Origin of the sequence: Curtobacterium sp. MCPF17_046 (assembly GCF_003224295.1) — a bacterium.
In the GTDB taxonomy this organism is placed as follows: domain Bacteria; phylum Actinomycetota; class Actinomycetes; order Actinomycetales; family Microbacteriaceae; genus Curtobacterium.
Genome location: NZ_QKLB01000008.1, coordinates 119,273 through 145,306 on the forward strand (window position 1 = coordinate 119,273; position 26,034 = coordinate 145,306).

Consider the following 26,034-nt stretch of genomic DNA (forward strand, 5'->3'; position numbering starts at 1 on the left):
CCGGGAGCCGGGCGGAGGGCTCCAGGGAGCGCGGACCGCCGGTCACCGCTGATCTCGGGTGCCGTCCCGGGAGCCGGGCAGAGGGCTCCAGGGAGCGCGGACCGCCGGTCACCGCTGATCTCGGGTGCCGTCCCGGGAGCCGGGCGGAGGGCTCCAGGGAGCGCGGACCGCCGGTCACCGCTGATCTCGGGTGCCGTCCCGGGAGCCGGGCGGAGGGCTCCAGGGAGCGCGGACCGCCGGTCACCGCTGATCTCGGGTGCCGTCCCGGGAGCCGGGCGGAGGGCTCCAGGGAGCGCGGAGCGCCGGTCACCGCTAATCTTGGGCACCGTGACCCACGCGCGCGAGCAGTTGATCGAGCACATCAAGGCCGATGCGGTCTTCCACGGCGACTTCACCCTGACCAGCGGGAAGCAGGCGTCGTACTACATCGACCTCCGCAAGGTGAGCCTCGACCACCGCATCGCTCCCCTCATCGGTCAGGTGATGGCCGACCTCATCGCAGACGTCCCGGACGTCGATGCCGTCGGCGGCCTGACGATGGGCGCCGACCCGATCGCCAGCGCGGTCCTGCACCAGGCCGCTGCCCGCGGGGGCTCCTACGACGCCTTCGTCGTGCGCAAGGAACCGAAGGACCACGGTCGCGGCCGCCAGGTCGAGGGGCCGGACGTCCGTGGCAAGCGTGTGGTCGTCCTCGAGGACACCTCCACCACCGGCGGGTCGCCGCTCAAGGCGGCCGAGGCCCTCGAGCGCGAGGGCGCCGTGATCGCCGCCGTCGCCGTCGTCGTCGACCGGGACACCGGCGCGAAGGAGCGGATCGAGGCGGCGGGCTACCCGTACCTCGCTGCGATCGGGCTGGCCGACCTGGGACTGTCCGCGTGACCGAGGAGCGTCCGGACGACGCGCGCGAGCCCGACGGCCCCGTCACCCCCGACTCCGGGGACGACGGCCGGGAGGCCCGCCGTGCGCCCGCCCCGGACGCTCCGTTCTCGGGCCTCCGCAGCGCCGCGGACATCTTCGGCGCCCCGCTGACGGAGGAGGAGTGGCCCTCCCGGCGTGAGCGCCGTGAGGCCGAGCGTGCCGCCCGTCAGGCCGGTCGGCCGGAGCCCGAGCCGTTCACCGCCCCGGCGTCCGTGCCGGTCGCCCCCGCGTCGGCACCGGCTCCCGCGTCGGCACCGGCCCCCGCCTCGGCACCGGCGCCCGAGCTGGACCCCGGCGCGACCCAGGCGATCTCGATGCCCGAGGAGCTCGCGCTGCCCGGTGGCGTCGCCGGTCGGGTCCCGCCGCCCGCGGCCGTGCCGCCGGTGTCGAACGCCCCCGACCCGCGCGCGATCGTCCTGCCCACGGCCCGCTCCGACCGGGAGGCCCGCGCGGCCGAGGCCCGGGCGATCGAGGACGAGCGTCGACGCACCGACCCGGACGGCCTCGGACGGTCGGACGTGGACTGGCTCGGACGCGTGCGGCCCGGCGCCGTGCCGTCGGCCCACCCGTCGTCGTCGGGCGTGACGCCCGTGCCGCCGGCCCTCGCCGGTGGTCCGGACGCGCAGCCGCTCGGCGTCGAGGACGTCCTGCCCGCGACCGACGAACCGCCGACCTTCACCGAGCTCCTCCGGCTGCACGACGACGTGGACGGGGCCCCGCAGGCCGACCGCCCCTTCGACTGGTCGGTCCTCGGCGAGGAGACCGGCGAGGTGCAGACCACGCTGACCCAGGACGCCTTCGACACCAACCTCGTCGCCGCCGGGTCGTGGGCCACCGGGACGACCGTTCCCGACGCTGCCTCCCACGCCGACCCCGATCCGATCGACCCCGATCCGGTCGACGACGACCGGGCCGGCGAGCGGACGACGCCGTCGGGCGGGTCGAGCTGGTCGCTCAGCGACGAGGCCGCCCGGACCGGCGAGGTGTTCCCCGGTGACGTGACGGACGACGACAGCACGATGGCGATGCCCCTCGACCGCCACGGCGTCGACGACGACGGCGCGGGATCCCGCGACGGTGGCCACGACGACGGCGACCTCGACGGCGACCTCGAGGACGACCTGGACGACCCCGCCGGGACGGCTCCCACGGCCGCCTTCGCCCCGCGCTCGGCGGCTCCTGCCGTGCCGCCGTCGGTCCTCCCGTCCGTCGTGCCGCCGTCCTCCGCCACCCCGTGGTGGGAGGCGGAGGAGGACGAGTCGCCGCGGGTCGTGCCGGCGGACCACGTCCCCCCGATGGTCGAACCGGGCCCGCGCACCGCACGCCGCGCACCGGAACCGCGCACACCCTCGGACGACCGCGCGTCCGGAGCCGACGGGACGACCGGCTCGGACCGTGTGCACGACCGGGACCCCGCCCCCGAGCGGGACGGCGCCCCCTGGCGCCTCGCGCCCGAGGACATCGACCAGTCCGAGTGGCAGGGTCGCGAGACGAGCGACACCGGCGTCATCAAGGACCTGTTCGGTACCGAGGCGATCCAGCAGCTCCGTGACGCGGACGCCGCCCGTGCCGAGGACACGAGCACCCGGATGATGCCCGCCGTCGCGGCGACGCCCCCGTCCGGCCAGGCGGAGTCCCGGACGACGGACGCCGACCGTGCCAACTTCATCAACGAGGGGTTCGCCCGTCTGCAGAGCGAGGGACGGCGCGGCAAGCAGCTCCTGGTCTACGGCTCCGTCGCGATCATCGTCGTGCTCCTGCTCCTCGTTCTTGTCATCACCGCCTGGATCCGTGGGAACAGCCTCGAGGAGCAGCCGGCGTCGCCGTCGAGCAGCCCCGCCGGCGCGCTGGCGGTGCACCCGCCGACGAGCGCACTCGACTGACACGCCGACCGGCGGACCGACCGCGCCGAGCCGACACCCAGGCGCGGGGAGTGGAGTGGGACGGCCATGCCGACGCTCGCTTCGACCCTGACCGATCCCCGACCCGCCGTCCGTCTCCGGGCGGTGATGGCCGCCGGGACGACCCCGTCCGTGGACGAACTCGACGTCCTCGTCGCGCAGTGCGCGGTCGAGCCGGACCTGCAGGTGCGGGAGATGCTCACGTGGGCGCTGGTGCGCCTCCCGGCCGCGGTGGTCGTCCCGCGGCTGCTCCCGGAACTCGAGCGCCCCGAGGCGCAGGCCCGGAGCCAGGCGCTGCACACGCTCTCGAAGATCCGCGACGGCTCCGTGTACCCGCAGGTCGCGGAGCGGCTGTCCGACCTCGACCCGGGTGTCGCCAGGACCGCGTGGCGTGCTGCCGTCCTGCTCGCGCCCGAGTCGGAGCGGCCGGAGCTCGCCAAGACGCTCGCCGTGCAACTCGGCCACGGTGACGAGGAGACCCGGCTGGCGCTGAGCCGGGCGATCGCCGGGCTCGGGTCCGAGGTCGCCGGGCCGGTCCTCGCCGTCGCGGCGGAGCACCGGAACGTCGCGGTGCGGGAGCACGCGGCCGAGACGGCCCGGCTGCTCGAGGACCCGGACGCGGGGTCGGCGCTGGCGCTCGCGCGGGCGCGCCGTGAGGTCGCCCTCGGCCGGACGCGTTCCGCGAAGGGCTGACCGCAGGCGGCGGCAGTGCGGGCAGGGCAGCGCCCGGGGTTCCATGACTCGCCGTGGCCCTGCCCCCGCGGTTCCGGAATTCGCGCATCTCGGGCGCCGAGATGCGCGGATTCCGGAACCTCGGGGCGGGGGTCGGGCGCGGCGTGCCGTCAGTGCGGGGCGTCGGGCATCAGCCAGATGGCGGTCGCCGCGGCGGCTGGGAGGTCCACCAGCGCCTCCGCCCCGCCGGCGTCACGGCGCGCGACCGCCACCACCCCGGCGTAGTCGCGCACCTGTTCCACGCGGAGGTGCGTGCCGAGCCCGACCCCGAGTTCGTCGAAGTACCGCAGCAGCGCCGGGTCGTCGTCCGACACCCGGCCGACGGTCCCGCAGACGCCGGGGTCGACGGTCCCGAGCAGCGCGCCGGGCGTGTCCGGCACGACCCCCTCGGCGCTCGGGATCGGGTCGCCGTGCGGGTCGTGCGTCGGGTGGCCGAGGTCGGCGTCCACCCGGTCGAGGAACGTCTCCGACACGGCGTGCTCGAGCGCCTCCGCCTCGGTGTGCACCTCGTCCCAGGAGTACCCGAGCCGCTCGACCAGGAACGTCTCGATGAGGCGGTGCCGACGGACCATCGCCACCGCGGCCTGCCGACCGAGCGGGGTGAGCACGACGCCGCGGTACGGGGTGTGCTCGATGAGGCCGTCGCGGTCGAGCTTCCGGAGGTTGCCCGACACGGTCGACGCCGAGACGTGCAGGGCCGCCGCGATGTCCCGGGTGGCGAGGCCGTCGTCGCCGCGCTCGCCGGCCTTCCAGACGAGCTTGACGTAGTCCTCGGCCATCGTGCTGAGCGAGGGCAGGCGCATGCGCCAATGGTACGGCCGCTCCTGGTACAACCGGGAGGTGACCCCCGTCCAGCCTCCCGCCGTCCGTCGTCGCCGTCGCGGGTGGTGGCCGGTCCCGCCGTCGCTGCTGGTCGGGCTCGCCCCGCTGGTCGTGTTCGCCGTGGTGAGCATCGTGCGCTCGCGCCCGAGCGACGACTACCCGGCGCTCGGCCGCACGGTCGACAGCGTGGTGCGCGACCTCGTCGTCCCCGAGGCGGTCGTCGCGGGCATCCTGGCACTGGTCGTCACCGCCCTCGGGTGGTGGCGGATCGCGACGGTCGACCCGGCGCGGGGCGGACCGCAGTGGACGATGGTGGCGCCGCTCCTCGTCCTGGCGGTGTGCCTCGGTCGGCTCCCGCTCCTCGACTGGGGTGGGAAGAGCCTGCGGTACTTCCTGCTCCTCGCGCTCGGGGTCCTGCTGGTCGGTGTCGTCGAGGAGCTGATGACCCGCGGCGTGCTGCTCGTCGGACTCCGCCGACGCCTGCCCGAGATCTGGGTGTGGGCGCTCTCGTGCGTGCTGTTCGGGCTGCTCCACTTCCTGAACGTCCTGTCCGGCGCCCCGGTCGCCACGACCGTCCTGCAGGTGGTGTTCGCCACCTCGTTCGGGTCGGTGCTGTACCTGGCCCGGCGCCTGACCGGCAACCTGCTGGCCCCGGTGCTGCTGCACGCCTTCTGGGACTTCGGCGCGATCGGCGTCAGCGCCTCCGCACCGGGGTCGGTCGACGTCCTGCTCGTCGGACTGCTCGGCCTCGCCACGATCGCGGTGCTGCTGCTCGGTGTCGTCGCCGGCGGGCTCATCGCATGGCGGGATGACCGGGGCCGGCGCCTGCGCCGCCGGTGGCGGACCGTACCGCCCCTGGGAGCCGCCGCGGTGCGCGGTCCGGACACGGGCCTCCCGGCCGGAGCGGACGCCCCGGTCGAGCTGACGAGCTGACCGGTCTAGATCTCCACCTCGTACGGCTCGGTGTGCAGGAGCTCGTGCACGCCGGAGATGACCTCGCTCGGGCGGAACGGGTACTTGTCGATCTCGGCCTGGTCGCTGATGCCCGTCATGACGAGCACGGTGTGGAGGCCCGCCTCGATGCCGGCCTGCACGTCGGTGTCCATCCGGTCGCCGATCATGCCGGTGTTCTCCGAGTGCGCGCCGATCCGGTTCATCGCCGAGCGGAACATCATCGGGTTCGGCTTGCCCACCACGTAGGGCTGCTTGCCGGTGGCCTTCTCGATCATCGCGGCGATCGCGCCCGTGGCCGGCAGGACGCCCTCGGCGCTCGGGCCCGTCGCGTCCGGGTTCGTCACGATGAAGCGCGCCCCGTCGCGGATCAGGCGGACGGCCTTCGTGATCGCCTCGAACGAGTAGTTCCGGGTCTCGCCGACGACGACGTAGTCCGGTGCCGTCTCGGTCATGATGAACCCGGCCTCGTGCAGGGCGGTCGTCATGCCGGCCTCGCCGATGACGAACGCCGAGCCCTCCGGCATCTGCGACGCGCAGAAGTCGGCGGTGGCGAGGGCCGAGGTCCAGATCCGCTCCTCGGGGACGTGCAGCCCGGACTGGCGGAGTCGCGCGCTGAGGTCACGCGGCGTGAAGATCGAGTTGTTCGTCAGGACGAGGAACTCGGTGCCCTGGTCCTGCCACTGCCGGATCAACTCCGGGGCGCCGGGGAGCGCCTGGTTCTCGTGGACGAGCACGCCGTCCATGTCCGTCAGCCAGCACTCGACCTCGTCGCGGGATGCCATGCGGCCAGCGTAGTGCGCGGACCCGGTCGGAATCCCGAAGTGCCCTAGGCTTTCAGGGCGCGTTCCCGTACGCGTACCGGAAGCGTCAGGAGGAAGCCGTGCTCGTCGACCAGGACCCTCGTCCCAGCCCGGACGGTCTCGCAGCAGCACCTCGCCGCCGAGGCCGACCGAACGTGGTCTCACGCGACCAGGTCATCGACGCCGCCACCGTCATCGCGAACGAGGACGGCCTGGACCGCCTGTCCTTCCGAGCGCTCGGTGCGGCCCTCGGCGTCGCCCCGATGACCGTGCACCGGACGATCGGCGGCCTCGACGACCTGCACGCCGAACTCGTCCGCCGGACGGTCGACGAGTTCACCGCCACGTTCGTCTGGCCCGAGGACTGGCGCGCCGTGGTCCGGGTCTTCGCCACCACCTTCCGCGACCTGCTCGTCCGGCACCCGCTCGTCCTCGAGTCGCACAGCAGCCGGGCGCCGCTCGCCTCGTCGGAGTCGGACGCCGTCGTCGCGACCGTCGTCGGTGCCCTCCGCTCCGCAGGGCTGTCCGAGACCGAGGCGATGTACGCGTTCTTCGTCGTCTACGACTTCGTCGTGGGGCACACCGCCGTGCAGGTCGGGCGCGGCGACTCCGAGGCCGGGCGGCCCGAGCGGCACCGGCTGGTCGGAGAGGTCCTCGGCGAGCACTCGTACGAGGCGCGCTTCGCGCTCGGGCTCGACGTGCTGCTCGGCGGCATCGAGGCGCGGGTCGCGGACGCAGGGGTGCGGGCCGCGGGCTGAGCGTCGGACTGGAGGCGCGGTGCGCGCGCCGTACGCTGGTCACGTGACCCAGGGCCTCCCGTCCGGCGACCTGCCGGAGCCGTCTCCGGCGCTCCCGCCCACCCACGAGGCGACGACGCACGGGGTCGGGCCGCACCCACGGCCGTGGCCCGAGGGGCCGCAGTACGACCCGGAGCTGCTCGAACACGGGGACACCCGCAACGTCGTCGACCGCTTCCGGTACTGGTCGATGGCGGCGATCGTCGCCGACCTCGACACCCGCCGGCACGCCTTCGACGTGGCGATCGAGAACTGGCAGCACGACCTGAACATCGGGTCCATCGTGCGCAGCGCCAACGCCTTCCTGGCCGGCACCGTGCACATCATCGGTCGACGCCGCTGGAACCGCCGTGGGGCGATGGTCACCGACCGGTACCAGCACGTGCGGCACCACGAGGACGTCGCCGCGTTCCTCCGGGTGATGCGGGACGAGGGACGGCCGGTCATCGCGATCGACAACACCCCGGGGGCGGACCGCATCGAGACCGCCGACGTGCCCGAGCGCTGCGTGTTCCTGTTCGGGCAGGAGGGACCGGGGCTCACGGACGAGGCGGTCGCGGGCGCCGACGGGCACCTCGAGATCACGCAGTTCGGGTCGACGCGGAGCATCAACGCCTCGGCGGCTGCGGCGATCGTCATGCACAGCTGGGTCGTCCGGCACGCGGTGCTGCCGGGCTGAGGCGGGCGGGCCGTCCGTCGAGGGCCGTCCCGTCGAGGTTCCGGAATTCGCGCATGTCGACGTGCGAGAGCGGCGGATTGCGGAACCTGGGCGGGAGGCACGCGGCATGTCGTGCGACCTCGGCGCGGGCCCGGCGGGCGCGGGACTGGCGGGCGCGGGTCGGCGGAAGCCCGCGTGGTCGGACCGGTCTCGAGGTCGCGCGACTCGCCGTGGCCGTTCCGTCGAGGTCGCACGAACTGCGCATCGCGACGTGCGAGAGCGGCGGAGTGCGCGACCTGGACGGGAGGCGCGCGGCGTGTCGTGCGACCTCGGCGCGAGCCCGGCGGGCGCGGGCCGGCGGGCGCGGGCCCGGCGGGCCCGGGCCCGGCGAGTGCGGGCCGGCGTGCGCGGGCCCGGCGGGCGCGGCCGGCGGGAGCGAGCCGGCGTGGTCCGCGCGGTCTCGAGGTCGCGCGACTTGCCGTGGCCGTTCCGTCGAGGTCGCACGAACTGCGCATCGCGACGTGCGGGAGCGACCGATTGCGCGACCTGGGCGGGAGGCGCGCGGCGTGTCGTGCGACCCCGGCGCCGGTCGGGTGGGGGCGAGTCGGACGAGCCCGAGCCCGAGCCCGAGCCGGGCGGCCCGGGCACGCACCTGACGCGCGACCCGGACCGACCGTGGGCGGGATGACGGCACCGAGCGGGAGCCCGGCGCCGTCACCCCCGGGGGTCAGGCCCGGCGGCGGCGCACCGCAGCGAAGGCGGCGAGGGCGCCACCGAGGAGCATCGCGACCAGCGCGCCGACGCCCACGCCGAGGCCGACGGGCGAGCCGGTGAACGCGAGCTCGCCGGTGCCGTTCGAGCCCGGACCGGTGCCCGGTGCGCCGGCGGCCGTGGTGCTCGTACCGGTCGGGGTCGTGCCGGGGAGCACGGTGCCGTTCGGCGTCACGTCAGCGGTCGGGGTCGCGGGTGCACTCGGCGCCGGGGTGTTCGTCACCACGGCCGGGGTGGCCGGGGCGTTCGGCGTCGGGGTGTCCGTCGGCGTCGGCGTCGGCGTCGCGGGCGTGGTCGGGACCGCGGGCGTGCTCGGGGTGCCCGTCGGAGGGGCCGTCGGGGTCGCGGGGGTCGTCGGTGCCGGCGTGCTCGGCGTCGGCGTCGGCGTCCCGGTCGGGGTGGGGACCGGAGGTGCGACCGTGAGGCACGCGTCGGTCGACTCGCCGGCGAACGTCTTGTCGAAGGCGTGGTCGCCGTCGCCGGACGTCACCGAGACGGACCAGGTGTGCTTGCGGGTCGTGTCGAGCGGGAACGTCGTGTCGAACGCGCTCGGCCCGAAGCTCGTGGTGCCGTGGTCGGTGCCGTCGAGGACGACGTCGACCGTCGAGTTCGCCGGGTAGTTCGCGAGCGCGACGTGCAGCTGCGTGCAGGATGCCGACACCTCGGGGGTGTGTGCCGAGGCGACTCCGGTCACCGCGACGGCTGCGATGCCGCCGACGATGATCGAGGCCGCGGCGCCGCCGATGGTGCGGGTGAGGATGCGTGCCATGTTCTGTTCTCCAGGGATTCGGGTACTCCGAGGAGGGCCACCCGGGCAGGTGAGGCAGCATCGGTCAGGACACCGTGGGCAGGGACCCACGGCGAGGGCACGGGCAGGGTGACCTGTGCGTCCGACACGAGAGGGTGCTCGTGCCGCCGAAAGGATGCAGACGTCGGGATGAACTCGGGTGTTCCGTCCACGTGACCCCTCGGGTAGGGGTCGACCGAAGCCTAGTTCCGCTCAGGTACCAGCGCTGTCAGGATGTCCCGAAAGCGGGGACGGATCACCGACGCCCGCCTCAGTGCACATGTTGTCGCGGGTGCGTTCAGCGTGGGGCGGTCGTGCGGCGGGCGACGAGCCGTGGCTCGACCAGGACCTCGGTGGGGGTCAGCCCCGGGTCCGCGATGCGTTCGAGCAGCCGCACCCCGGCGCCGCGGCCGATGTCGATGCTGCGGTCGTCGATGCTCGTCAGGCCGACGTACCGGGATGCCGCGATCGGGGTGTCGTCGTACCCGATCACCGAGATGTCCTCGGGCACGCGGAGACCTCGGTCAGCGATGGCGGACATCGCGCCCAGGGCGGTCACGTCGTTCGCGGCGAACACCGCGGTCACCTCGGGGTTCTCGTCGAGGAGGCGGTGCGTCCCGGTGAAGCCGGTCTCCTCGGTGACGTCGGCGGCCAGGACCACGGCCACCCCGGTCACGCCGGATGGCCCGGTCGCGTCGGACGGCCCGGGCACGCCGTCCGACGCCGACCCGGCAGCCCGTGCACCCGCCGCGTCGATGGCGGCTCGCCACCCCTCGAGCCGGGCGTCGCTCGCCGCCGAGTGCCCTCCGACGAAGCCGAGCCGCACGTGCCCGAGGTCGATGAGGTGCTCGGCCGCCATACGCCCGCCGGCGAGGTCGTCGTTCGCAACGGTGTCCGCGCGGGCGAGCGCTGCCCGACCGCCCGCGACGACGACGGGCGTGCTCGCCGGGATCGCGAGGTCGGTGTCGGGCTCCCCGGCGATGACGAGTCCCTCGACCCGCATGGACAGGAAGCCCTCGACGGGGGAGACGTCGAGCCCGGTGTTCAGGAAGCGGTCGGCGACGACGAGTCGATGGCCCTGGTCCTGCAGCGCCTCGCGGAGGCCGGTCAGCAGGTCGACGAACCACTGGTTGCGGAAGTCATCGAGCACGACCCCGATCGTCCGGGAGCGGGTGCCGGCGAGCGACACCGCGGCGGTCGACGGCCGGTAGTCCAGCTCCTGGATCGCCGCGAGGACGGCCGCCCGACGCTGCTCACTGACCCGCGGGGAGCGCTGCAACACGAGGGACACGAGCGACTTCGACACCCCCGCACGCGCGGCGACGTCGTAGATCGTCGCGGGCTTGGTGTTCCCCATCGTCATCCTCGACCTCCGGCTGCGCACCCGCCGGATGCGTCCTCCCGATCGTAGCGCTGTCGCGCTCCACGCCCTGCCGGGCGGCGCACGGGCCGGGAGGCCCGGGTCGGTCCGGCCGCGCGCCTCCCGCCCGCCGTGGCGACCGCACCCGGGCCGGAACCAACAGCAACCGGTCCGCGCCGCGGGAGTCCGTGGTGCGGACCGGTTCTCGTCGTGCGTGTCTGGTCCGCGCCGCCCTGCCGGCCGGGAGGCCCGGGGCGGGTGCCCCCGCGCCTCCCGGCCGCCGTCGGGACCGGTCCCGTGGTCGGACACAACAGGAACCGGTCCGCACCGCCGGGTTCCGTGGTTCAAACCGGTCTTTGTTGTGCGGGTCCGGCCCGCGCCTGGCCAGGCCGCGCACGAGACGGGAGGCCCGGGCGGGCAGCCCCCGCGCCTCCCGGCCGCCGTCGGGACCGGCCCCCCAACCGACGCAACAGGAACCGCTTCGCATTGCGGGAGTCCGTGGTGCGGTCCGGATCTGGTCGTGCGGCTCCGGTCCGTGCCCTCCTGCCGGGCGGGAGGCCCGGGGCGGGCTGGCGAGGCCGCCCCGCCGGGCGGCCGGCTGCCCGCGCCTCCTGGCCGCGGTCGCGGCCGGTCCCGTGGTCAGACACAACAGGAACCGGTCCGCACTGCGGGAGTCCGTGGTGCGGACCGGTTCTCGTCGTGCGGGTCCGGTTCGCGCCCTCCTTCGGGGCGGGAGGCCCGGGGCGGGCTGGCCGCGCCGCCCTGCCGGGCGGGAGGCGCGCGGCCAGCCCGCCCCGAGCCTCCCGGCCGCCGTCAGGACCGCCCCCAACCGACGCAAGAGGAACCGGTCCGCGCCGCGGGAGTCCGTGGTGCGGACCGGTTCTTGTTGTGCGGGTCCGGCGCGCGTCGGCCCGTCCGCGCCGCGCCGCGGGCCCATTGCCGCGCGCCCGCCGCCGCGCCGCGCCGCCGCCGCGCGCCCCGCCGCCTACCCGATCAGGCTCGGCCGCAGGGCGCGCGCCCCGCCGCCTACCCGATCAGGCTCGGCCGCAGGTCGCGCAGCGTCCGCGTCCGCGTCTGCCGCGCCGTGACGAGGTACGACACCAGCAGCGCGCCGAGCAACCAGCAGAGCAGCACACCCGCGTCGCTCCACGCCGTGCCGAGCGAGCCGCCGTACATCGTCTGCCGGATGGCGTCGACGGAGTAGGTCATCGGCAGGGCGAAGTGCAGCGCGGCGAGCGGCCCGGGCAGGGTCTGCCACGGGAACGTGCCGCCCGCGGTGACGAGCTGGATGAGCATGAGCACCAGGCCGAGGAACTGCCCGACCGACCCGAGCAGCACGTTGAGCGTCATGATGATCGCCGCGAAGGTCGCCGACGCCAGGACCATGACGCCGACCGTCCCGCCGGCGTGCACGACGTCGAGGTCGAGGGCGTACCGGACGATCAGGAAGAGCGCGGCCATCTGCACGACGCCGAGGAGCGCCGGGGTGAGCCAGCCGCCGAACACGACGCGCAGGGGTCGGCGGACGGCGGTGATGGCGCGCTTCGAGATCGGCTTGAGGATGAGGAACAGCGCGTACATGCCGATCCACGCGGCGAGCGAGATGAAGAACGGCGCGAGGCCGGCTCCGTAGTTCGAGGCCGCGGCGATGTTGTCGTCGCCGACCTTGACCGGGTCCGAGATGACGGAGGCCTGCGCGTTCCGCGACGACGCGGTCGATGCGGGGATCTTCGTCCGCCCCTTGTCCAGCTGGGACGCCAGTTCCGACGAGCCGGACTCGAGGGCGTGCACGCCGCTGGCGAGCGACTTCGCACCGTCGTCCGCCGAGGTCGCGCCGGTGGCCAGCTGCGACGCTCCGGAGGACAGCTGCGGGGCGGCTGCGGCCAACCGCTTCGTCCCCGCGGCCACCTGTGCGGCACCGGTCGACAGCGTCGACGCGCCGTCCGCGGCCGTGGCGATGCCGGACGACAGCTGCGGGGCGGCGTCGGCCAGTGCTGCCGCGCCGTCGGACACCTGGCGGGCACCGGCGCTGAGCGTGTCGATCTGCTGCGTCGTCGCACCGAGCTGCTGTTTCGCGTCCGCTCCGGCGCTGTTCGCCCGGTCGACGGCCGAGGTGACGGTGGCGGTCAGGGCCTGCTGCTGCTCCGGCGTCAGGGCGACGCCCTCGGGCAGGTTCGCGGTGATGTCCTGCAGGACGGCGTCCGCGTCGACGGGCTGGATCGCCTGCACGGTCGTGTTCGCCTCGTCGACGCGGGCGGCCAGTTCGGCGTTGCCGGCCGCGACCTGCGCGGCGCCGTCGGCGAGCTGCCGCGTCTGGTCCGGCAGCGCGGCCGTCTGTTGCTGCGCCGACCGGAGGCCCGTGGCCAGGGACGCCGCGCCCGTCGCGACCTGCTGTGCGCCCGAGTCGAGCTGCGCGGTCTGTGCCGGCAGCGCGGCCGTGCTCGACGCCAGGGTCCCGGCTCCGGTGGACAGCTCCGCGGTGCCGTCCTCGAGCGCATCGGCTCCGTTCGCGGCCTTCGTCGCGCCGGACGCGAGCTCGCCCGCACCGTCGACGGCGTCCCCCAGGCTGTCCCGCACGTCGGCGAGCCCGACGAGCAGGGTGGTCGCTGCCTCCTTCCCGACGCGTTCGGCGACGGCCGTCCGCATGGTCTTGCCGGCCTGCTCCGCGATGGTGGAGGCGAGGTAGGAGTTCGTGTCCGCCGTGGTCATGACGAGTTCGGCGCGCTCCGGGTGGTCGGACTGCGCGGAGGCCAGGGACGCGGAGAAGTCGTGCGGGATCGTGACGACGAAGTCGTAGGTGCCGTCGCGCACGCCGGAGCGGGCGTCGGCCGCGGTGGTCTCGGTCCAGTCGAAGTCGTGGCCGTCGACGGCCTCCTTCGCGACGTCCTTCCCGTAGTCGACGCGCTCGCCGTCGAGGGTGGCCCCGGCGTCCTGGTCGACGATCGCGGCCGGGATCTGGTCGAGCTTGGCGTAGGGGTCGCGGTTGGCCCAGAGGTAGGCGCCGCCGTACAGCAGCGGGACGCACATGAGGGCGATGAACGCCAGGCGGGCGAGCGGGGTGGCGGTCAGGCGCGCGAGTTCGGCGCGGACGAGCGAGGGGATGGTCACGAGCGGGTCTCCAGGGGAGCGGGTGCGTCGGTGGTGTCGGTGGGTTCGGTCGGGAGGCCCGTCGGGGCGTCCTCGGTCCGGGTCGCGCCCTCGGGACCCTCGGTGGTGGTGTCCGCCGCGTCGCCGCGGTCGGTGATCGTGTCGAGCAGGGCGGTCGCCGTCTCCGCCGCGGCCTTGGACGTGACGAGCACGACGGTCACCCCGCGGCGCGCGACGTCCCGGACGACGGCGAACCAGTCGGCGACCGCACCACCGTGCCGCTCGGGCGAGGTGATGACGAGTCCGGAGACGCCGGGCCGCAGGAGCGCGAGCTCGGCGAGCAGTCGGACGCGGGCGTCGGTCGGGACCCGCTGCACCGGGGTGTCGGACCAGTGCGTCATCCCGAGCTCCTCGAGCACCGTGGCGACGTCCGCCCGGGAGGGCCGTCGGCCGGCGAACGCGAGCTCCTCGTGCACGATCTGCTTGAGCGTCATCACCGGGAACGGCTCGGCGACGCCGGGGGTGTCGACGAGGGCGAACGCGCGACGGACGGCCGCGGGGTCGTCGTGTCCGTCGAGGAGCACCTGCCCGGTGTCGGGTTTCATCCGCCCTCCGGCGACGAGCGAGGCGAGCACGGGTGCCTGTTCGGTCTCGACCGCGACGACGCCCGGGTGTCCGGGGCCGGCGACGGCGCTGACCACCGGGAGCTCGGCTCCGGGTCCGGTGCCGATGCCGACGGCGGCGAGTTCGAGCGTCATGCGTGGTCCTCCGGGACGGGCGTGTGGGTTGGGAGTGCGAGCAGTGCCGTGCGCCAGTCGACGCCCGCCATGCCGAGGGCGGAGACCACGACCATGCGGCGGCCGGCGTCGTCGGACGTGCCGGACCGTGCGGCCTCGTCGAGGACGGCCAGGCAGGCACCCTCGACGAGCCGACCGAGCGTCTCGGCGTCGACGTCGTCGCGCAGTGTGCCGTCGGCGATGCCGAGGGCGCACGCGTCCTGGACCTGCTCACGGAGCGGGGCGAACACGGTGGCGACGGTCTCGACCAGGGGGCCGCGGACGGCGATGACCGCCATCGACCGGACGTGCGAGACCTCGGTCCAGAGGGCCACGGCGATCGCGGCCAGACGGGAGGCCGGGGGCAGCCCCGCGAGGGCTGCTCGGCTCGGCATCGCGGCGAGGATGCGCTCGGCTCCGCCTGTCACGACCTCGCGCACGAGGTCGTCCCGGGAGGGGAAGTGTCCGTAGACCGCACGCCGGGACAGTCCGGCGTGCGCGGCGATCGCCTCGAGCGACGCGTCCGGATCGGCCTGCAGGAGCGTCCGCGCGGCCTGGACGAGGGCGGCGCGGTTCTCGGTCGCGTCCCGTCGTGGCGCACGTGTGGGCCGATCGGTGGTCGTCATGCACCCATCGTAATAACGTGCACACACCTGTGCAACTTCAAACGACCACAGGGTCTGTCCCCTGAACTGCCGACTCCCCGTCCTGAGAAGGACCACATAGCTTCATCGGAACTTCACCCGAACGTCGGACTCATCAGGAGTGTGCTGCGTGCCCCGAGCGACACCACCCAACAACCCCTCTCGTCGGTACCGCGCTCCGCGGTTGCTGACCTCGATCGTCGCGGTGGCGGCACTGGCCTGCGGCGGACTCGCCGTGGGTGGTGCGGCCTCGGCGGCACCGGCCAGCGTCCCCGCTGCGGCCGACCTCAAGCTCTCCGCGCCGCTGCGGAACGCGAAGCCCACGAAGACGGTCAGCGCGTTCGTCCGCACCACGGGCGCCGGCGCACTCGAGGTCGACGCCGCGGCGAAGGGCGGCGACCTCACCCGGTCGAAGCGTCCCTCGTCCGCAGCGCAGAGTCGCGTGGAGACCATCGAGTCGACCGTGGCGAAGGTGCGGGCAGCGGTGAAGGCCGCGGACCCGGAGGCCACCGAGCTGTACGCGACCGAGTACACGGTCCCGGGCATCGCCGTCGTCGCGGACGTCGCCGCCCTGGCCGAGATCGCGGAGCGCTCCGACGTCGAGAGCATCGTGGCGCTGACGCCGAAGAAGGTCGTCGAGCCGACGGTCAACGAGGACGCCGGTGCCGCCCCGTCCGGCGTCGACCCCGACACCGTCCGTCCCGGTGCGGAGGGCGTCAGCCCGAAGAACGCCGCGAGCGACCTGTACACCCGGGCCTACGACGCCTGGACCGCGACCGGCCACACCGGCGAGGGCGTCAACATCGCCGTGCTCGACACCGGTCTCGACTACACGCAGGCCGACTTCGGCGGACCCGGCACGACCGCGGCCTACCAGGACGCCCTCGCGAGCACGGGTGCGCCGGCCTCCAGCTGGTACGACCCGTCGAAGTTCCTCGGCGGCTACGACTTCGCGGGCCCCACGTACAACGCGGACCCGAGCACCGCGGCCTACCAGCCCGTCCCACAGCCGGACGCGAACCCGATCGACGGCAAGGGCGGCGACCACGGCACGCACGTCGCCGGTACTGCCGCGGGCTACGGCCTCGACGCCGACAAGACCACCTTCCGCGGCGACTACTCTTCGCTGACGCAGCAGCAGGTGCAGGACATGTGGGTGGGTCCGGGCAGCGCGCCCGAGGCCGGCCTCTACGCCCTCAAGGTCTTCGGTGACGGCGGCGGCTCGACCGACCTGACCGGTGCCGCGCTCGACTGGGTGGGCCAGGCGCTCACCGAGGGCAAGGACATCAACGTCATCAACCTGTCGCTCGGGTCGGACTACGGCGCGACCGACGACCCGGACAACGCGAAGATCGACGCCCTGACCGACCGCGGCGTGCTGCCGGTGATCGCGTCCGGCAACGCCGACGACTTCACCGACGTCGGTGGCGCACCGGGCACCGCCGAGGGGGCCCTGACGGTCGCCGCGGCCGCCGCCGGGCAGAGCCTGTACGACGGCGTCCAGGTGACCGAACCGGCCGACCTCGCCAAGACCTACCGGTCGCAGTACTCGGGTGACTACAAGGGGACGCTGCCCGTCGAGGGCGACGTGTTCGTCCCGACGGTCGACGTCGACGGGTGCGCGCCCTTCACGGGTGACGAGGCCGCTGCGCTGAAGGGCAAGGTGGCCTGGCTGAAGTGGACCGACGGCGCGCTCGAGTGCGGCTCGAAGGTCCGGTTCGACAACGTCCAGGCCGCCGGTGGTGTCGGCGTGCTCCTCGCCGGCACGATCGACATCTTCGACTCGGGCATCGCGGGCAACGCGACCATCCCGGGTGCCGAGCTGACCGCGGACAGTGCTGCGAGCCTCCAGGCCGCTGCGAAGGCGGGCACCCTGCACGTGCGCTTCGCCCACGAGCTCAAGGGCTTCGACATCGCCCGCGGGCAGGAGACCACCAACACCCTCGCGCCGTTCACCAGCCGTGGCGTCCACGGTTCGGTCGACGACATCGTCAAGCCGGACATCGCCGGCCCGGGCGTCAACGTCATCTCCGCCGCGAACGGCACCGGTGACGGTCGCATGTCGATGAGCGGGACCTCGATGGCCACGCCGCACGTCGCCGGTGTCGCCGCCCTGACGTTCGAGGCCCACCCGGGCTGGAGCGCACCGGAGGTGAAGGCCGCGCTGATGAACACCGCGACCTCCGACGTCCAGCAGAGCGCGACCGACGACCAGCTGGCCACGCTGCTCCGACAGGGCACCGGCCGTGTCGACGCCCTGCAGGCGGTCCAGGACACCACCACGGTCCGCAGCCAGGAGAACGACGACCTCGTCACGGCGTCCTTCGGGGTCGTCGAGGTGAGCGGCCCGACGACCGCGAAGCGCAGCCTGCTGGTGCGCAACACGGCCGACGTCGCACACACCTACTCGGTGGCCTACGAGTCGCGGATCGCGAAGTCCGGCGTCGCCTTCTCGCTCAGCGCGACGACGGTCACCGTCCCGGCGAACGGCACCGCCACGGTCACCCTGACCATGACGGTCGCCGACCCGACGCTGCTGCGCAAGACGATCGACCCGACGCAGGAGCAGACCCAGCAGGGCTACCCGCGTGAGTTCGTCTCGGCGGCGACCGGCCTCGTGACCTTCACGCCGGCCGCGGCCGACGTGACGCCGCTCCGCCTCGGTGTGTACGCCGCGCCGAAGCCGGTCAGCGCCGTGCACGGTGACGACGTCACCTTCACGGGCACGTCGAAGTCGAGCACCATCGCGCTCAGCGGGACCGGCCTCGCCCAGGGCACCGGTGCATCGCGGTACTCGGCCCTCGCGGCGCCGTTCGTCCTCGGTGCCACCGACCCGAAGGAGGCCTTCCCGGCCGGTTCGGCGCAGCAGTCCCTCGCGGCCGCTGACGTCCGGGCCTTCGGCGCCAGCTCGACGGCCGTCGGTCTGGCGGACAAGTCGAAGGGCGTCGTGTCCTTCGGTGTCCAGACGCAGGGTCCGGACGCCAACCCGGGTGCGGTCACCAACGTCGAGGTCCTCATCGACACGAACCGGGACGGCGAGCCGGACTTCCTGACCTACGACGCGAAGTCCTCGGTGGTCGACGCGACGTTCGTCACGACGGTCGACCTCAACGACCCGAAGCAGAAGACGGTCGACACCTGGCCGCTCAACGTCGACGAGACGCAGGACACGAACACGTTCGACTCCGCCGTCAAGGTGCTCCCCGTGTCGCTCTCCGCGCTCGGGTACACCGCGACGTCGACGAAGGCCGCGTTCGACTACCAGGTCGTCACCGAGTCGGCGTACGCGCCGGGTGCGGCGACCACCGGGTCCTCGGTCGTGGACGAGACGAAGACGGTCACCTTCGACGCCTTCGCCCCGGCGCTGTCCTTTACCCGTGACGGTGTCTCGACGCCGCTGTTCGCCGACGACTCCGCCATCCGGGTCAACCGGCCGGCGTCGACCACGAACGCCAAGGTCCTCCTGCTGCACCTGCACAACGCGGTCGGAGACCAGGCCGAGGTGCTGACGGCGAACGCCGTGCAGCCGACGCTCGCACTGCGGTCGGGCAGCAAGGCCAGCGTCGGTGGATCGTGGAAGGTCGGACGGACCATCACCGCGAAGCCGGGTGAGTGGAACGCCAGCGGCGTCACCTTCACGTACCAGTGGTCGCGGGGCGGCACGGCCATCCCGGGTGCGACCAAGGCGACCTACACGACGACGACGAAGGACGTCGGGCAGCGCCTGACGGTCACCGTCACGGCGAAGAAGTCCGGGTACACGAGCGGGACGACGACCGCACTGTCCGGGCGCATCTACAAGTAGCGCACGGCAGCACGAGGACGGAGCGGGTGGCCCACGGGCTGCCCGCTCCGTTCATCGTCGGTCCGTGTCAGCGCGCGACCAGTGCGCGTACGGGACAGGTAGTTAGACGAACTAGGTAGTTGATGGGAGTGTTGGTGCATGCGAACGAACACCCTGGTGCAGCTCCGACAGAACCCCATGGAGTGGCGTCGACGTGGGCTCACCCCGCCGGACGTCATCCGGGCGATGGTCGAGGAGCGGCTGGCCGAGCCGGGCCACACCCAGCCGATCGGTGACCCGTCCTACGCGGACTTCTTCCGGGGCTGACGCCCCGACTGCTGCGGGGCGCGTGACGCACCGCGGAACAGACGGGAGGCCCGGTACCAGCTGGTACCGGGCCTCCCGTCGTGTTCGGCGCGGGGGCGCCGACGGTGACGTGACCGGCTCAGTTGCCGATCTTGCCGTCGGCGGCGTTCTCCGCCTTGTCGATCTGGTCGCCGTGGCTCCCGCCGGTGGCCTTGTCGGCTGCGCCGGCGGCCTTGTCGAGGCCGGCGTCGGTCGCCTTCTCGCCCTTGTCGCTGTTCGCGAAGTCCTTGGCCTTGTCGCTGAGGTCGCTCATGGTGTTCCTTCCGTTCGTCGGATCACTGACCGGTCCACCGTGCTCCGGTGACCATCCGTCCACGCCCAGGCGTCGTCGCCGGTCAGGCGTCATCGCGGGTCAGGCGTCATCGCCCGTCAGGCGTCATCGCCCGTCAGGCGTCGGGGCGCTCCTCGGCGGCCTCGCGCCCGCGGTCGGTCTCGGGCATGACGTCCTGCGGCGCACCCTCGACCGAACCGATGCCGCCGTCGGTGAGGTCCTCGGCCTGCTGGCTGTCGAGCAGGCGGCTCATGTCGTCAATCGGGTCGCTCATGGTGGTTCCTCTCGTCCGTGTGGATCCTGCTTCGGATCGTGTCCGTCCCAGCGTGCTCCGTGCCCGGGGCGTCCTCCACAGGGACCGTCCGGCCGGTGACGCGGAGGTGACCAGCCGATAGACTCGGGTGGACCACCGGCCCGGACGGCCGTGTGCGGTCCTCCGCCAACGTGAGGAGAACCAGATGCCCGCAGCAGTCATCATCGGCGCCCAGTGGGGCGACGAGGGCAAGGGGAAGGCCACCGACCTCCTCGGTTCCCGCATCGACTACGTCGTCAAGTTCAACGGCGGCAACAACGCCGGGCACACGGTCGTCGTCGGCGGCGAGAAGTACGCGCTGCACCTGCTGCCCTCCGGCATCCTCACCCCGGGCGTCACCCCGATCATCGGCAACGGCGTCGTCGTCGACATCGAGGTCCTGTTCCAGGAGCTCGACGCGCTGAAGGCCCGCGGGGTCGACGTGTCGAAGCTCCGCGTCTCCGCGAACGCCCACGTCATCACGCACTACCACCGCACCATCGACAAGGTGACCGAGCGCTTCCTCGGCAAGCGCCAGATCGGCACCACCGGTCGCGGCATCGGCCCGACGTACGCGGACAAGATCAACCGCGTCGGCATCCGTATCCAGGACATCTTCGACGAGAACATCCTGCGGCAGAAGGTGGAAGCCGCCCTCGACCAGAAGAACCACCTGCTCGTGAAGGTCTTCAACCGGCGCGCGATCGACGCGGAAGAAGTCGTCGAGTCGCTGCTGTCCTACGCGGACCGCCTCCGGCCGATGGTCGCCGACACCGCGCTCGAGATCCACCGGGCGCTCGAGCGCGGCGAGACCGTCCTGTTCGAGGCCGGTCAGGCCACCATGCTCGACGTCGACCACGGCACGTACCCGTTCGTGACGTCGTCCTCCGCCACAGCCGGCGGTGCCGCGACCGGTTCCGGCATCGGCCCGGGCAAGCTCGAGCGCATCATCGGGATCGTCAAGGCGTACACGACCCGTGTCGGCGCCGGCCCGTTCCCGACCGAGCTGTTCGACGAGTCGGGGGAGTTCCTCCGCGCGAACGGCTTCGAGTTCGGCACGACGACCGGACGCCCGCGGCGCTGCGGCTGGTACGACGCTCCGATCGCCCGCTACACGGCCCGCATCAATGGCGTGACGGACTTCGTGCTCACGAAGCTCGACGTCCTGACCGGTCTCGACACCATCCCGGTGTGCGTCGCCTACGAGGTCGACGGTGTGCGCGTGGACGAGGTCCCGGTGTCCCAGTCCGACTTCCACCACGCGAAGCCGGTCTACGAGGAGTTCCCCGGCTGGTCCGAGGACATCACGGGCGCGCGCTCGTTCGAGGACCTGCCGAAGAACGCCCAGGACTACGTGCTCGCGGTCGAGGCGATGTCCGGTGCCCGGATCTCGGCGATCGGCGTCGGACCCGGTCGTGACGCGATCGTCGTCCGGCACGACCTGCTCGGCCAGGGCTGAGCGTGCGGATCCTCTTCGTCTGCAGCGGCAACATCTGCCGCTCACCGCTCGGCGCACAGGTGCTGCAGGCGCGTCTCGGGCCGGCCGCGTCGGTGCACGTCGTCGAATCGGCCGGCACCATCGCGGACGACGGCGCCGTCATGGACGGTGCGGCTGCGGCCCAGTCGCAGCGCCTCGGTGGCACCACCGAGTCGCACCGGTCCCGCTACCTGACCGAGCAGATCGCCGCGTCCGCCGACCTCGTGCTCACCGCCGAGCGCTCGCACCGGTCCGCGGTCGTGCAGCTCGCACCCCGTGCGGCGAAGCGGGCGTTCACGATCAAGCAGTTCGCTCGGGTGCTCGACGGCCTCGAGCCGGGGGACCTCGCCGACGTGCACTCGCCGGAGGCCCTGGTCGAACGGGTCGCGCGCCTCCGCGGTGCCGTCCCGCCGCCGTCCGACCCGGCGGACGACGACGTCGACGACCCCTACCGTCGCTCGGAGGCCACGCACGTGCGGGTCGCCGACGAGATCGACGCCGCACTGGCCACGATCGCCGACGCCCTCCGCGCCGTCTCCTGAGGCCGGATCGTCCGGAACGCGAGTACCCCGTTGCACCCCGTTGTACCCCGATCGGCGGATGGCGAAGCCCGTCGTTCCGGGGATCACGGATGAACATCCGGGGCTGAACCCGTGAATCGGCGGGCTCCGCTGTCGATCGGCACGCTCGGTGTCGTAGCGTTCAGGTACCGCAGCACGTACCCCGAACACGACAGGAGAGCGCGATGAACACGACCATCAACCGGACCGCCGCCGGGACCGACGTCACCCTCGACACCGACACCGTCGACATCGTCGCCGTCCTCGAAGCACAGGCCGCCACCAGCGCCCGTGCCGCGCGCGCCAAGCTCACCTGGACGCTCGAGGGCGACGACGAGTGGATCGCCAACTACGGCGGCTACTTCGGCGGCTCCGTCGACAAGCGCGACGGCCGTTACGTCGCCTCGGACACCTTCGGCCTGGTCGTCGGCGACTTCGCATCGCTCGAGGACGCACAGACCGCCCTCGCCGGTCACCTGCACGTCATGCTCCCGTCGGTCATCCGCCCGGTCGCGTAGCAACCTCCTGCCGTACGACGACGCCCCGCTGGTACAGACCAGCGGGGCGTCGTCGCGTCGGAGGGGGTGCGTCACTCCGGCAGGCGGTAGTTCCCGACCGTGATCGCGTGGGCACCCTGCCCGGCGAGGACCCGCACGACCGCGTCGGCACGGGTGCGGTTCGGCACCGAGTCCTTCGTCGCCCAGGCCGCGAGTGCGGACTGCAGCTCGTGGTCGTTCGTCACGACGCTCGTGGTGACGGTGCCGCTCCGGTCCTCCGCCTGCACGAAGGCCGTGGCCGACGGCGACGAGTAGAACACGCACGTGTCGAACCAGGTGCGGGAGACGCCGGTCCGCTCGTCGACGAAGCGGGCGAGGCGACGGGCCTGCTGTCGGACCTGTTGCGCGGGTGACGCGCCCTTCGCCTGCACCCGGACGCGCCACCAGTTCTCGGCCTCCTCCTCGGCGTTGAGCACCTTCCGGCTCTGCACCTGGACGGCGAACGGCGGGACGAGGGACGACTCGTCGACCAGGTTCCGGAACGCCGGGTGCACCTCGCTCGGCCGCCGCCCGTCGAACACGATGCCGCTCCACCGCTTGCTCTCGATCACCAGACCGCGCCCGGAGTCGGACACCAGCACGTGGTCGACCTGTGCGACGAACTTCCGCCACGACCCCTGCTCGGTCTCCCCGACGGGCACGAACACGACGTTCGTCATGAGCACGCCGTTGACGCCGGCGGCCCGGCAGGCGCGGAGGATCGCCTGTTCGGACGCCTCCTCCCACTTCATGCCGCGGCGCAGGAGTGCGCGGCTCTCCTCGGCCTCCGACGCGGCGTCCCGCCGGCGGGCCTCCGCGGCCTCGACCTGTGCGGCGCGGTCCGCCTCGATGCGGGCGGCCTCGTCGCGGTGCTCGGCTTCGCGCTGCGCGAGTTCGTCCCGGCGGGCCCGGTCGGCGGCGTCGAGCTCGGAGCGGGCAGAGGTCTGGTGTCGCCGCAGGAGGATCACCAGGACGACCACCACGACGGCGAGCCCCCCGGCGACCAACCACGGCACGAGGTCGCTGGTCATGGACCAACCACACCACGCCGGCCGGCCGGGAGGCGCGTCCTGCGTCGGCGCGTCCTCCGCACCTCCGCCGTCGGTCCGGAGTGCGTCCGACGGGTTGCGTCAGCGTAGGTGGTCGGCGAACCGGTCGGTGGTCTCGATCAACGCGTCGAGGATCCCCGGCTCGTCGAACGCGTGGCCGGCGTCCTCGATCATCCGGAACTCCGCCGACGGCAGCGCCCGGTGCAGGTCCCATGCGGTGACGGCCGGCGTGCACATGTCGTAGCGCCCCTGCACGATCACGGTCGGGATGCCCTCGAGCCGGCCGGCGTCGCGGATGAGCTGCGCGTCCTCGAACCAGCCGTCGTGCGTGAAGTAGTGGTTCTCGATCCGGGCGAACGCCAGCGCGGTCGTCGGGTCCGCGTACCGGGCGACGAGGTCGGGCCGGGGCAGGAGGGTGATCGACGCCGCCTCCCAGCTCGCCCACGCGACCGCGGCCGGCCCGTGCACGGCGGGGTCCGGGTCGGCCAGCAGTCGCTCGTAGGCGCGGACGAGTCCGCCGGGCCGCCGCTCCTCGACCGGGACGGGAGCGAGATACTGCTCCCACAGGTCGGGGAGGACGTTCGCGGCCCCGCCCTCGTAGAACCAGTCGATCTCGCTCGTCCGCAGCGTGAAGATGCCCCGGATGACGAGTTCGGTGACCCGCTCCGGGTGCGTCTCCGCGTAGGCGAGCGCGAGGGCCGAGCCCCAGGAGCCGCCGAACACCTGCCACGCGTCGATCGCCAGGTGCGCACGCAGCCGCTCGATGTCCTCGACGAGGGTCCACGTCGTGTTCGCGGACAGGTCCGTCGCCGGGTCACCGGCGTGCGGCAGGCTCCGGCCGCAGTTGCGCTGGTCGAACAGCACGATCCGGTAGCGCGCGGGGTCGAAGAGCCGTCGGTGGTCCGGGGAGCAGCCGGCACCGGGCCCGCCGTGCAGGAACACGACCGGCTTGCCGTCGGGTGACCCGCACTCCTCCCAGTACACCTGCTGGCCGTCACCGACGTCGAGCAGGCCGGATCGGTTCGGTTCGAGCGGCGGGTAGAGCTGGCGCACGGGGGTCCTTCCGGCGGAGGGGTGACGGTCGCTGCCACCGTACCGCCGGGCTGTGGTGCCGGCCTCTGCGAGGAGCGGCGCCGTCACGGGAGGCGGTCGTTCGACGGGGTGCTCGCCGACGAGGACGAGCCGTGCCGACGTCGACGGCGGACGACGGTGACGAGGACGCAGACCACGAGCACTGCCACGCTGACCACCGACAGCCACAGGCCGGCCTGCAGACCGCCGAGTACGAGGTCCGGCGTGGCGCCGGGTTCGACGCCGGCGTCCTCCTGCATCCGGTAGTCGACACCGCTCGCGACGAGGAACGCGATCGTGATGAGCGCGCCGACACCAGCTCCGATCGTTGCCGCCACGACGACGCGCTTCATGTGGTCGATCATCCGGACGGTCACCGGCGCTCCAGCTGGTGCCGACTCGCCGTGAGGACCTCGTCCGCCAACGGCCCGTCCGCTTCGGCGACGGCACGCGAGACCACGATGGCGCCGATCATCTGGGTGAACATCCTCACCGCCTGCTGCCGGGCGTCCGTGGGGGCGAGTTCCGTGCCGGTCTCCTGTGCTCGCTGCACCAGCAGCTCGGTGAGGTTCGCGAAGTACCTCTCGAGTCCGTCCCGGTAGGCGCCCTGGGGCGCAGCGCCGTGCCGCCCGGCGTCGACGGGCAGCGCTGCCGAGGGGCAGCCGGCTTCCGGGTGGTCCCGATGGGCGGCCGTCAGGTAGGTGTCGATGACGGCGTCCAGGGCGGACTGGGCACCGTCGGCGTGTTCTGCCCGGATGGCATCGACGGCCGCGAGCGACTCCGCGAAGCCCTTCCGGTAGACCTCGAGCACGAGGTCCTCCTTCGAGGCGAAGTGGTTGTAGAACCCGCCGTTGGTCATCCCCGCGGTGTTCATCAGGTCCTTGATGCCGACGCCGTCGACGCCGCGGCGCTTGAAGCCCTCGCTCGCCGCGCGGACGATCTCGTCGCGGTTGCGTTCCTTCTGGGCTTGCGTGATCCGGGGCATCGCGGTTCCTCCTCGCGGTCGGCTCGAGCGCGGATGACTGCGCTCGTGACTCTTTGATGTTAGTCGACATCATCGGGGTTGACAAGGAATGATGTCGGGCAACATCATTGATTCTGCGTCGACCGGCGCACTCGAGGGCATCGCGGAAGCCGCCCGAACCCACCTGAAGGAGCCACCCATGTCCGAGATCACTGAGACCACCGACACCACCGCAGCCCGCACCCCGGCGTACAGCATCACGGAGGTGTACGAGGTGCTCGACCCCGCTGGCGCACGGCGGTACTCCGAGGTGACCCCGGCCACGGTGGAGGCGTTCGGCGGCCGCTTCGTGGTCCTCGGTGCCCAGCCGGTCGTCGCGGAAGGCGATGCCGGCGCCGTGCTCGCCGTCGTCGAGTGGCCCGACATGGAGACCCTGCAGGCCTGGTACGAGTCGGAGGCGTACGCACCGGCTCGAGCGATCGCCGCCACCGCGATGCGTCGGCGCCTGGTCTTCCTGCCCGGCGTGCCCGCCGCGGTCTGACCGCACGTCACGACGACGCCGGACGGGCGACGGACGGGAGGCTCCCTACCGGTCGTGTCCGGACCCGCCGCTCACACGGGGCTGTCTCTTATACACATCTGACGCTGCCGACGACT

The 26,034-nt window shown here is 73.1% G+C and carries 25 protein-coding genes; 12 read left to right on the forward strand and 13 right to left on the reverse strand.

Going from position 1 to position 26,034, the window contains the following annotated elements; genetic code table 11:
* The first annotated feature begins 327 nt into the window (after nucleotides 1-327).
* The 3 genes from pyrE (at nucleotide 328) to DEJ32_RS09410 (ending at nucleotide 3,512) form a co-directional block, all read left to right on the forward strand.
* Entirely contained in the window at nucleotides 328-879 is a 552-nt protein-coding gene (pyrE, locus tag DEJ32_RS09400; protein ID WP_110901089.1) for an orotate phosphoribosyltransferase, read from the forward strand.
* On the forward strand, nucleotides 876-2,801 hold the full coding sequence (locus DEJ32_RS09405; protein ID WP_110901065.1) for a hypothetical protein: 1,926 nt from the start codon (nucleotides 876-878) through the stop codon (nucleotides 2,799-2,801). The genes pyrE and DEJ32_RS09405 overlap by 4 nt, the downstream gene beginning before the upstream one ends.
* Before the next feature lie 66 nt (nucleotides 2,802-2,867).
* The gene (locus tag DEJ32_RS09410) at nucleotides 2,868-3,512 is read left to right on the forward strand and encodes a HEAT repeat domain-containing protein (protein WP_110901066.1); all 645 of its coding nucleotides are present in this window, start codon (nucleotides 2,868-2,870) and stop codon (nucleotides 3,510-3,512) included.
* Between the two features lie 149 nt (nucleotides 3,513-3,661).
* On the opposite strand, the gene DEJ32_RS09415 is transcribed toward DEJ32_RS09410, so the two are convergent.
* Nucleotides 3,662-4,354: a metal-dependent transcriptional regulator gene (locus tag DEJ32_RS09415; protein ID WP_110901067.1), complete on the reverse strand. Its 693-nt coding sequence runs from the start codon at nucleotides 4,352-4,354 to the stop codon at nucleotides 3,662-3,664.
* Between DEJ32_RS09415 and DEJ32_RS09420 the strand changes: the two genes are divergently transcribed.
* Entirely contained in the window at nucleotides 4,353-5,306 is a 954-nt protein-coding gene (locus DEJ32_RS09420) for a CPBP family intramembrane glutamic endopeptidase (RefSeq protein WP_110901068.1), read from the forward strand. The genes DEJ32_RS09415 and DEJ32_RS09420 overlap by 2 nt on opposite strands.
* 5 nt (nucleotides 5,307-5,311) lie before the next feature.
* Here DEJ32_RS09420 and DEJ32_RS09425 read toward each other — a convergent pair whose 3' ends face one another.
* Nucleotides 5,312-6,109, reverse strand: coding sequence for an HAD-IIA family hydrolase (locus DEJ32_RS09425; RefSeq protein WP_110823427.1), 798 nt, complete (start codon nucleotides 6,107-6,109; stop codon nucleotides 5,312-5,314).
* A 173-nt stretch (nucleotides 6,110-6,282) separates the two neighbouring features.
* Here DEJ32_RS09425 and DEJ32_RS09430 point away from each other — a divergent pair, with 173 nt between their 5' ends.
* Nucleotides 6,283-6,885 carry a TetR/AcrR family transcriptional regulator gene (locus tag DEJ32_RS09430; RefSeq protein WP_181420493.1) on the forward strand — a complete coding sequence of 201 codons (603 nt, stop codon included), beginning with the start codon at nucleotides 6,283-6,285 and terminating at the stop codon, nucleotides 6,883-6,885.
* A gap of 43 nt (nucleotides 6,886-6,928) precedes the next feature.
* On the forward strand, nucleotides 6,929-7,603 hold the full coding sequence (locus DEJ32_RS09435; protein WP_375232125.1) for a TrmH family RNA methyltransferase: 675 nt from the start codon (nucleotides 6,929-6,931) through the stop codon (nucleotides 7,601-7,603).
* A 706-nt stretch (nucleotides 7,604-8,309) separates the two neighbouring features.
* Here the strand turns inward: DEJ32_RS09435 and DEJ32_RS16225 are convergent.
* The 5 genes from DEJ32_RS16225 to DEJ32_RS09460 form a co-directional block, all read right to left on the reverse strand.
* The gene (locus DEJ32_RS16225) at nucleotides 8,310-9,122 is read right to left on the reverse strand and encodes a hypothetical protein (RefSeq protein ID WP_110901069.1); all 813 of its coding nucleotides are present in this window, start codon (nucleotides 9,120-9,122) and stop codon (nucleotides 8,310-8,312) included.
* 316 nt (nucleotides 9,123-9,438) lie between these two features.
* Nucleotides 9,439-10,497: a LacI family DNA-binding transcriptional regulator gene (locus DEJ32_RS09445; protein WP_110901091.1), complete on the reverse strand. Its 1,059-nt coding sequence runs from the start codon at nucleotides 10,495-10,497 to the stop codon at nucleotides 9,439-9,441.
* 1,029 nt (nucleotides 10,498-11,526) lie between these two features.
* Entirely contained in the window at nucleotides 11,527-13,608 is a 2,082-nt protein-coding gene (locus tag DEJ32_RS09450; RefSeq protein ID WP_110901070.1) for a YhgE/Pip domain-containing protein, read from the reverse strand.
* A complete protein-coding gene (locus DEJ32_RS09455) occupies nucleotides 13,605-14,345 on the reverse strand; it encodes a hypothetical protein (protein WP_110901071.1) in 741 nt (246 codons plus the stop codon). The genes DEJ32_RS09450 and DEJ32_RS09455 overlap by 4 nt, the downstream gene beginning before the upstream one ends.
* Nucleotides 14,342-14,989 (reverse strand): TetR/AcrR family transcriptional regulator, encoded by a 648-nt coding sequence (locus tag DEJ32_RS09460; protein WP_110901072.1) that lies wholly within the window; start codon nucleotides 14,987-14,989, stop codon nucleotides 14,342-14,344. The genes DEJ32_RS09455 and DEJ32_RS09460 overlap by 4 nt, the downstream gene beginning before the upstream one ends.
* Before the next feature lie 202 nt (nucleotides 14,990-15,191).
* Between DEJ32_RS09460 and DEJ32_RS09465 the strand changes: the two genes are divergently transcribed.
* Together DEJ32_RS09465 and DEJ32_RS16230 are read left to right on the forward strand one after the other, a co-directional pair.
* Nucleotides 15,192-18,812, forward strand: a complete 3,621-nt coding sequence (locus DEJ32_RS09465) for a S8 family serine peptidase (RefSeq protein ID WP_110901073.1) — start codon at nucleotides 15,192-15,194, stop codon at nucleotides 18,810-18,812.
* Nucleotides 18,813-18,950: 138 nt separating this feature from the next.
* The gene (locus tag DEJ32_RS16230) at nucleotides 18,951-19,118 is read left to right on the forward strand and encodes a hypothetical protein (protein WP_181419427.1); all 168 of its coding nucleotides are present in this window, start codon (nucleotides 18,951-18,953) and stop codon (nucleotides 19,116-19,118) included.
* A 118-nt stretch (nucleotides 19,119-19,236) separates the two neighbouring features.
* Here DEJ32_RS16230 and DEJ32_RS09470 read toward each other — a convergent pair whose 3' ends face one another.
* Complete coding sequence (locus DEJ32_RS09470; protein ID WP_110823435.1) at nucleotides 19,237-19,410, reverse strand: Rv0909 family putative TA system antitoxin; 174 nt, start codon at nucleotides 19,408-19,410, stop codon at nucleotides 19,237-19,239.
* A 133-nt stretch (nucleotides 19,411-19,543) separates the two neighbouring features.
* Nucleotides 19,544-19,702 carry a hypothetical protein gene (locus DEJ32_RS16235; RefSeq protein ID WP_181419426.1) on the reverse strand — a complete coding sequence of 53 codons (159 nt, stop codon included), beginning with the start codon at nucleotides 19,700-19,702 and terminating at the stop codon, nucleotides 19,544-19,546.
* A 184-nt stretch (nucleotides 19,703-19,886) separates the two neighbouring features.
* Between DEJ32_RS16235 and DEJ32_RS09475 the strand changes: the two genes are divergently transcribed.
* The 3 genes from DEJ32_RS09475 to DEJ32_RS09485 all read left to right on the forward strand — a co-directional run bounded on the left by DEJ32_RS09475 (nucleotide 19,887) and on the right by DEJ32_RS09485 (nucleotide 22,275).
* Nucleotides 19,887-21,179 carry an adenylosuccinate synthase gene (locus DEJ32_RS09475; RefSeq protein ID WP_110901074.1) on the forward strand — a complete coding sequence of 431 codons (1,293 nt, stop codon included), beginning with the start codon at nucleotides 19,887-19,889 and terminating at the stop codon, nucleotides 21,177-21,179.
* Nucleotides 21,180-21,181: 2 nt separating this feature from the next.
* A complete protein-coding gene (locus DEJ32_RS09480; protein ID WP_110901075.1) occupies nucleotides 21,182-21,739 on the forward strand; it encodes a low molecular weight phosphatase family protein in 558 nt (185 codons plus the stop codon).
* 203 nt (nucleotides 21,740-21,942) lie between these two features.
* The gene (locus DEJ32_RS09485) at nucleotides 21,943-22,275 is read left to right on the forward strand and encodes a hypothetical protein (protein WP_110890790.1); all 333 of its coding nucleotides are present in this window, start codon (nucleotides 21,943-21,945) and stop codon (nucleotides 22,273-22,275) included.
* 71 nt (nucleotides 22,276-22,346) lie between these two features.
* Here DEJ32_RS09485 and DEJ32_RS09490 read toward each other — a convergent pair whose 3' ends face one another.
* From DEJ32_RS09490 to DEJ32_RS09505, 4 genes are all read right to left on the reverse strand, one after another.
* Nucleotides 22,347-23,324 (reverse strand): nuclease-related domain-containing protein, encoded by a 978-nt coding sequence (locus DEJ32_RS09490; RefSeq protein ID WP_110901076.1) that lies wholly within the window; start codon nucleotides 23,322-23,324, stop codon nucleotides 22,347-22,349.
* Nucleotides 23,325-23,423: 99 nt separating this feature from the next.
* Entirely contained in the window at nucleotides 23,424-24,395 is a 972-nt protein-coding gene (gene pip / locus DEJ32_RS09495) for a prolyl aminopeptidase (protein ID WP_110901077.1), read from the reverse strand.
* Between the two features lie 83 nt (nucleotides 24,396-24,478).
* Nucleotides 24,479-24,790: a hypothetical protein gene (locus tag DEJ32_RS09500; protein WP_110901078.1), complete on the reverse strand. Its 312-nt coding sequence runs from the start codon at nucleotides 24,788-24,790 to the stop codon at nucleotides 24,479-24,481.
* Nucleotides 24,787-25,398 (reverse strand): TetR/AcrR family transcriptional regulator, encoded by a 612-nt coding sequence (locus DEJ32_RS09505; RefSeq protein ID WP_110901079.1) that lies wholly within the window; start codon nucleotides 25,396-25,398, stop codon nucleotides 24,787-24,789. Before DEJ32_RS09505 ends, DEJ32_RS09500 begins: the two co-directional genes overlap by 4 nt.
* Nucleotides 25,399-25,576: 178 nt before the next feature.
* Between DEJ32_RS09505 and DEJ32_RS09510 the strand changes: the two genes are divergently transcribed.
* Complete coding sequence (locus tag DEJ32_RS09510) at nucleotides 25,577-25,918, forward strand: DUF1330 domain-containing protein (protein WP_181420633.1); 342 nt, start codon at nucleotides 25,577-25,579, stop codon at nucleotides 25,916-25,918.
* Nucleotides 25,919-26,034: the final 116 nt, after the last annotated feature.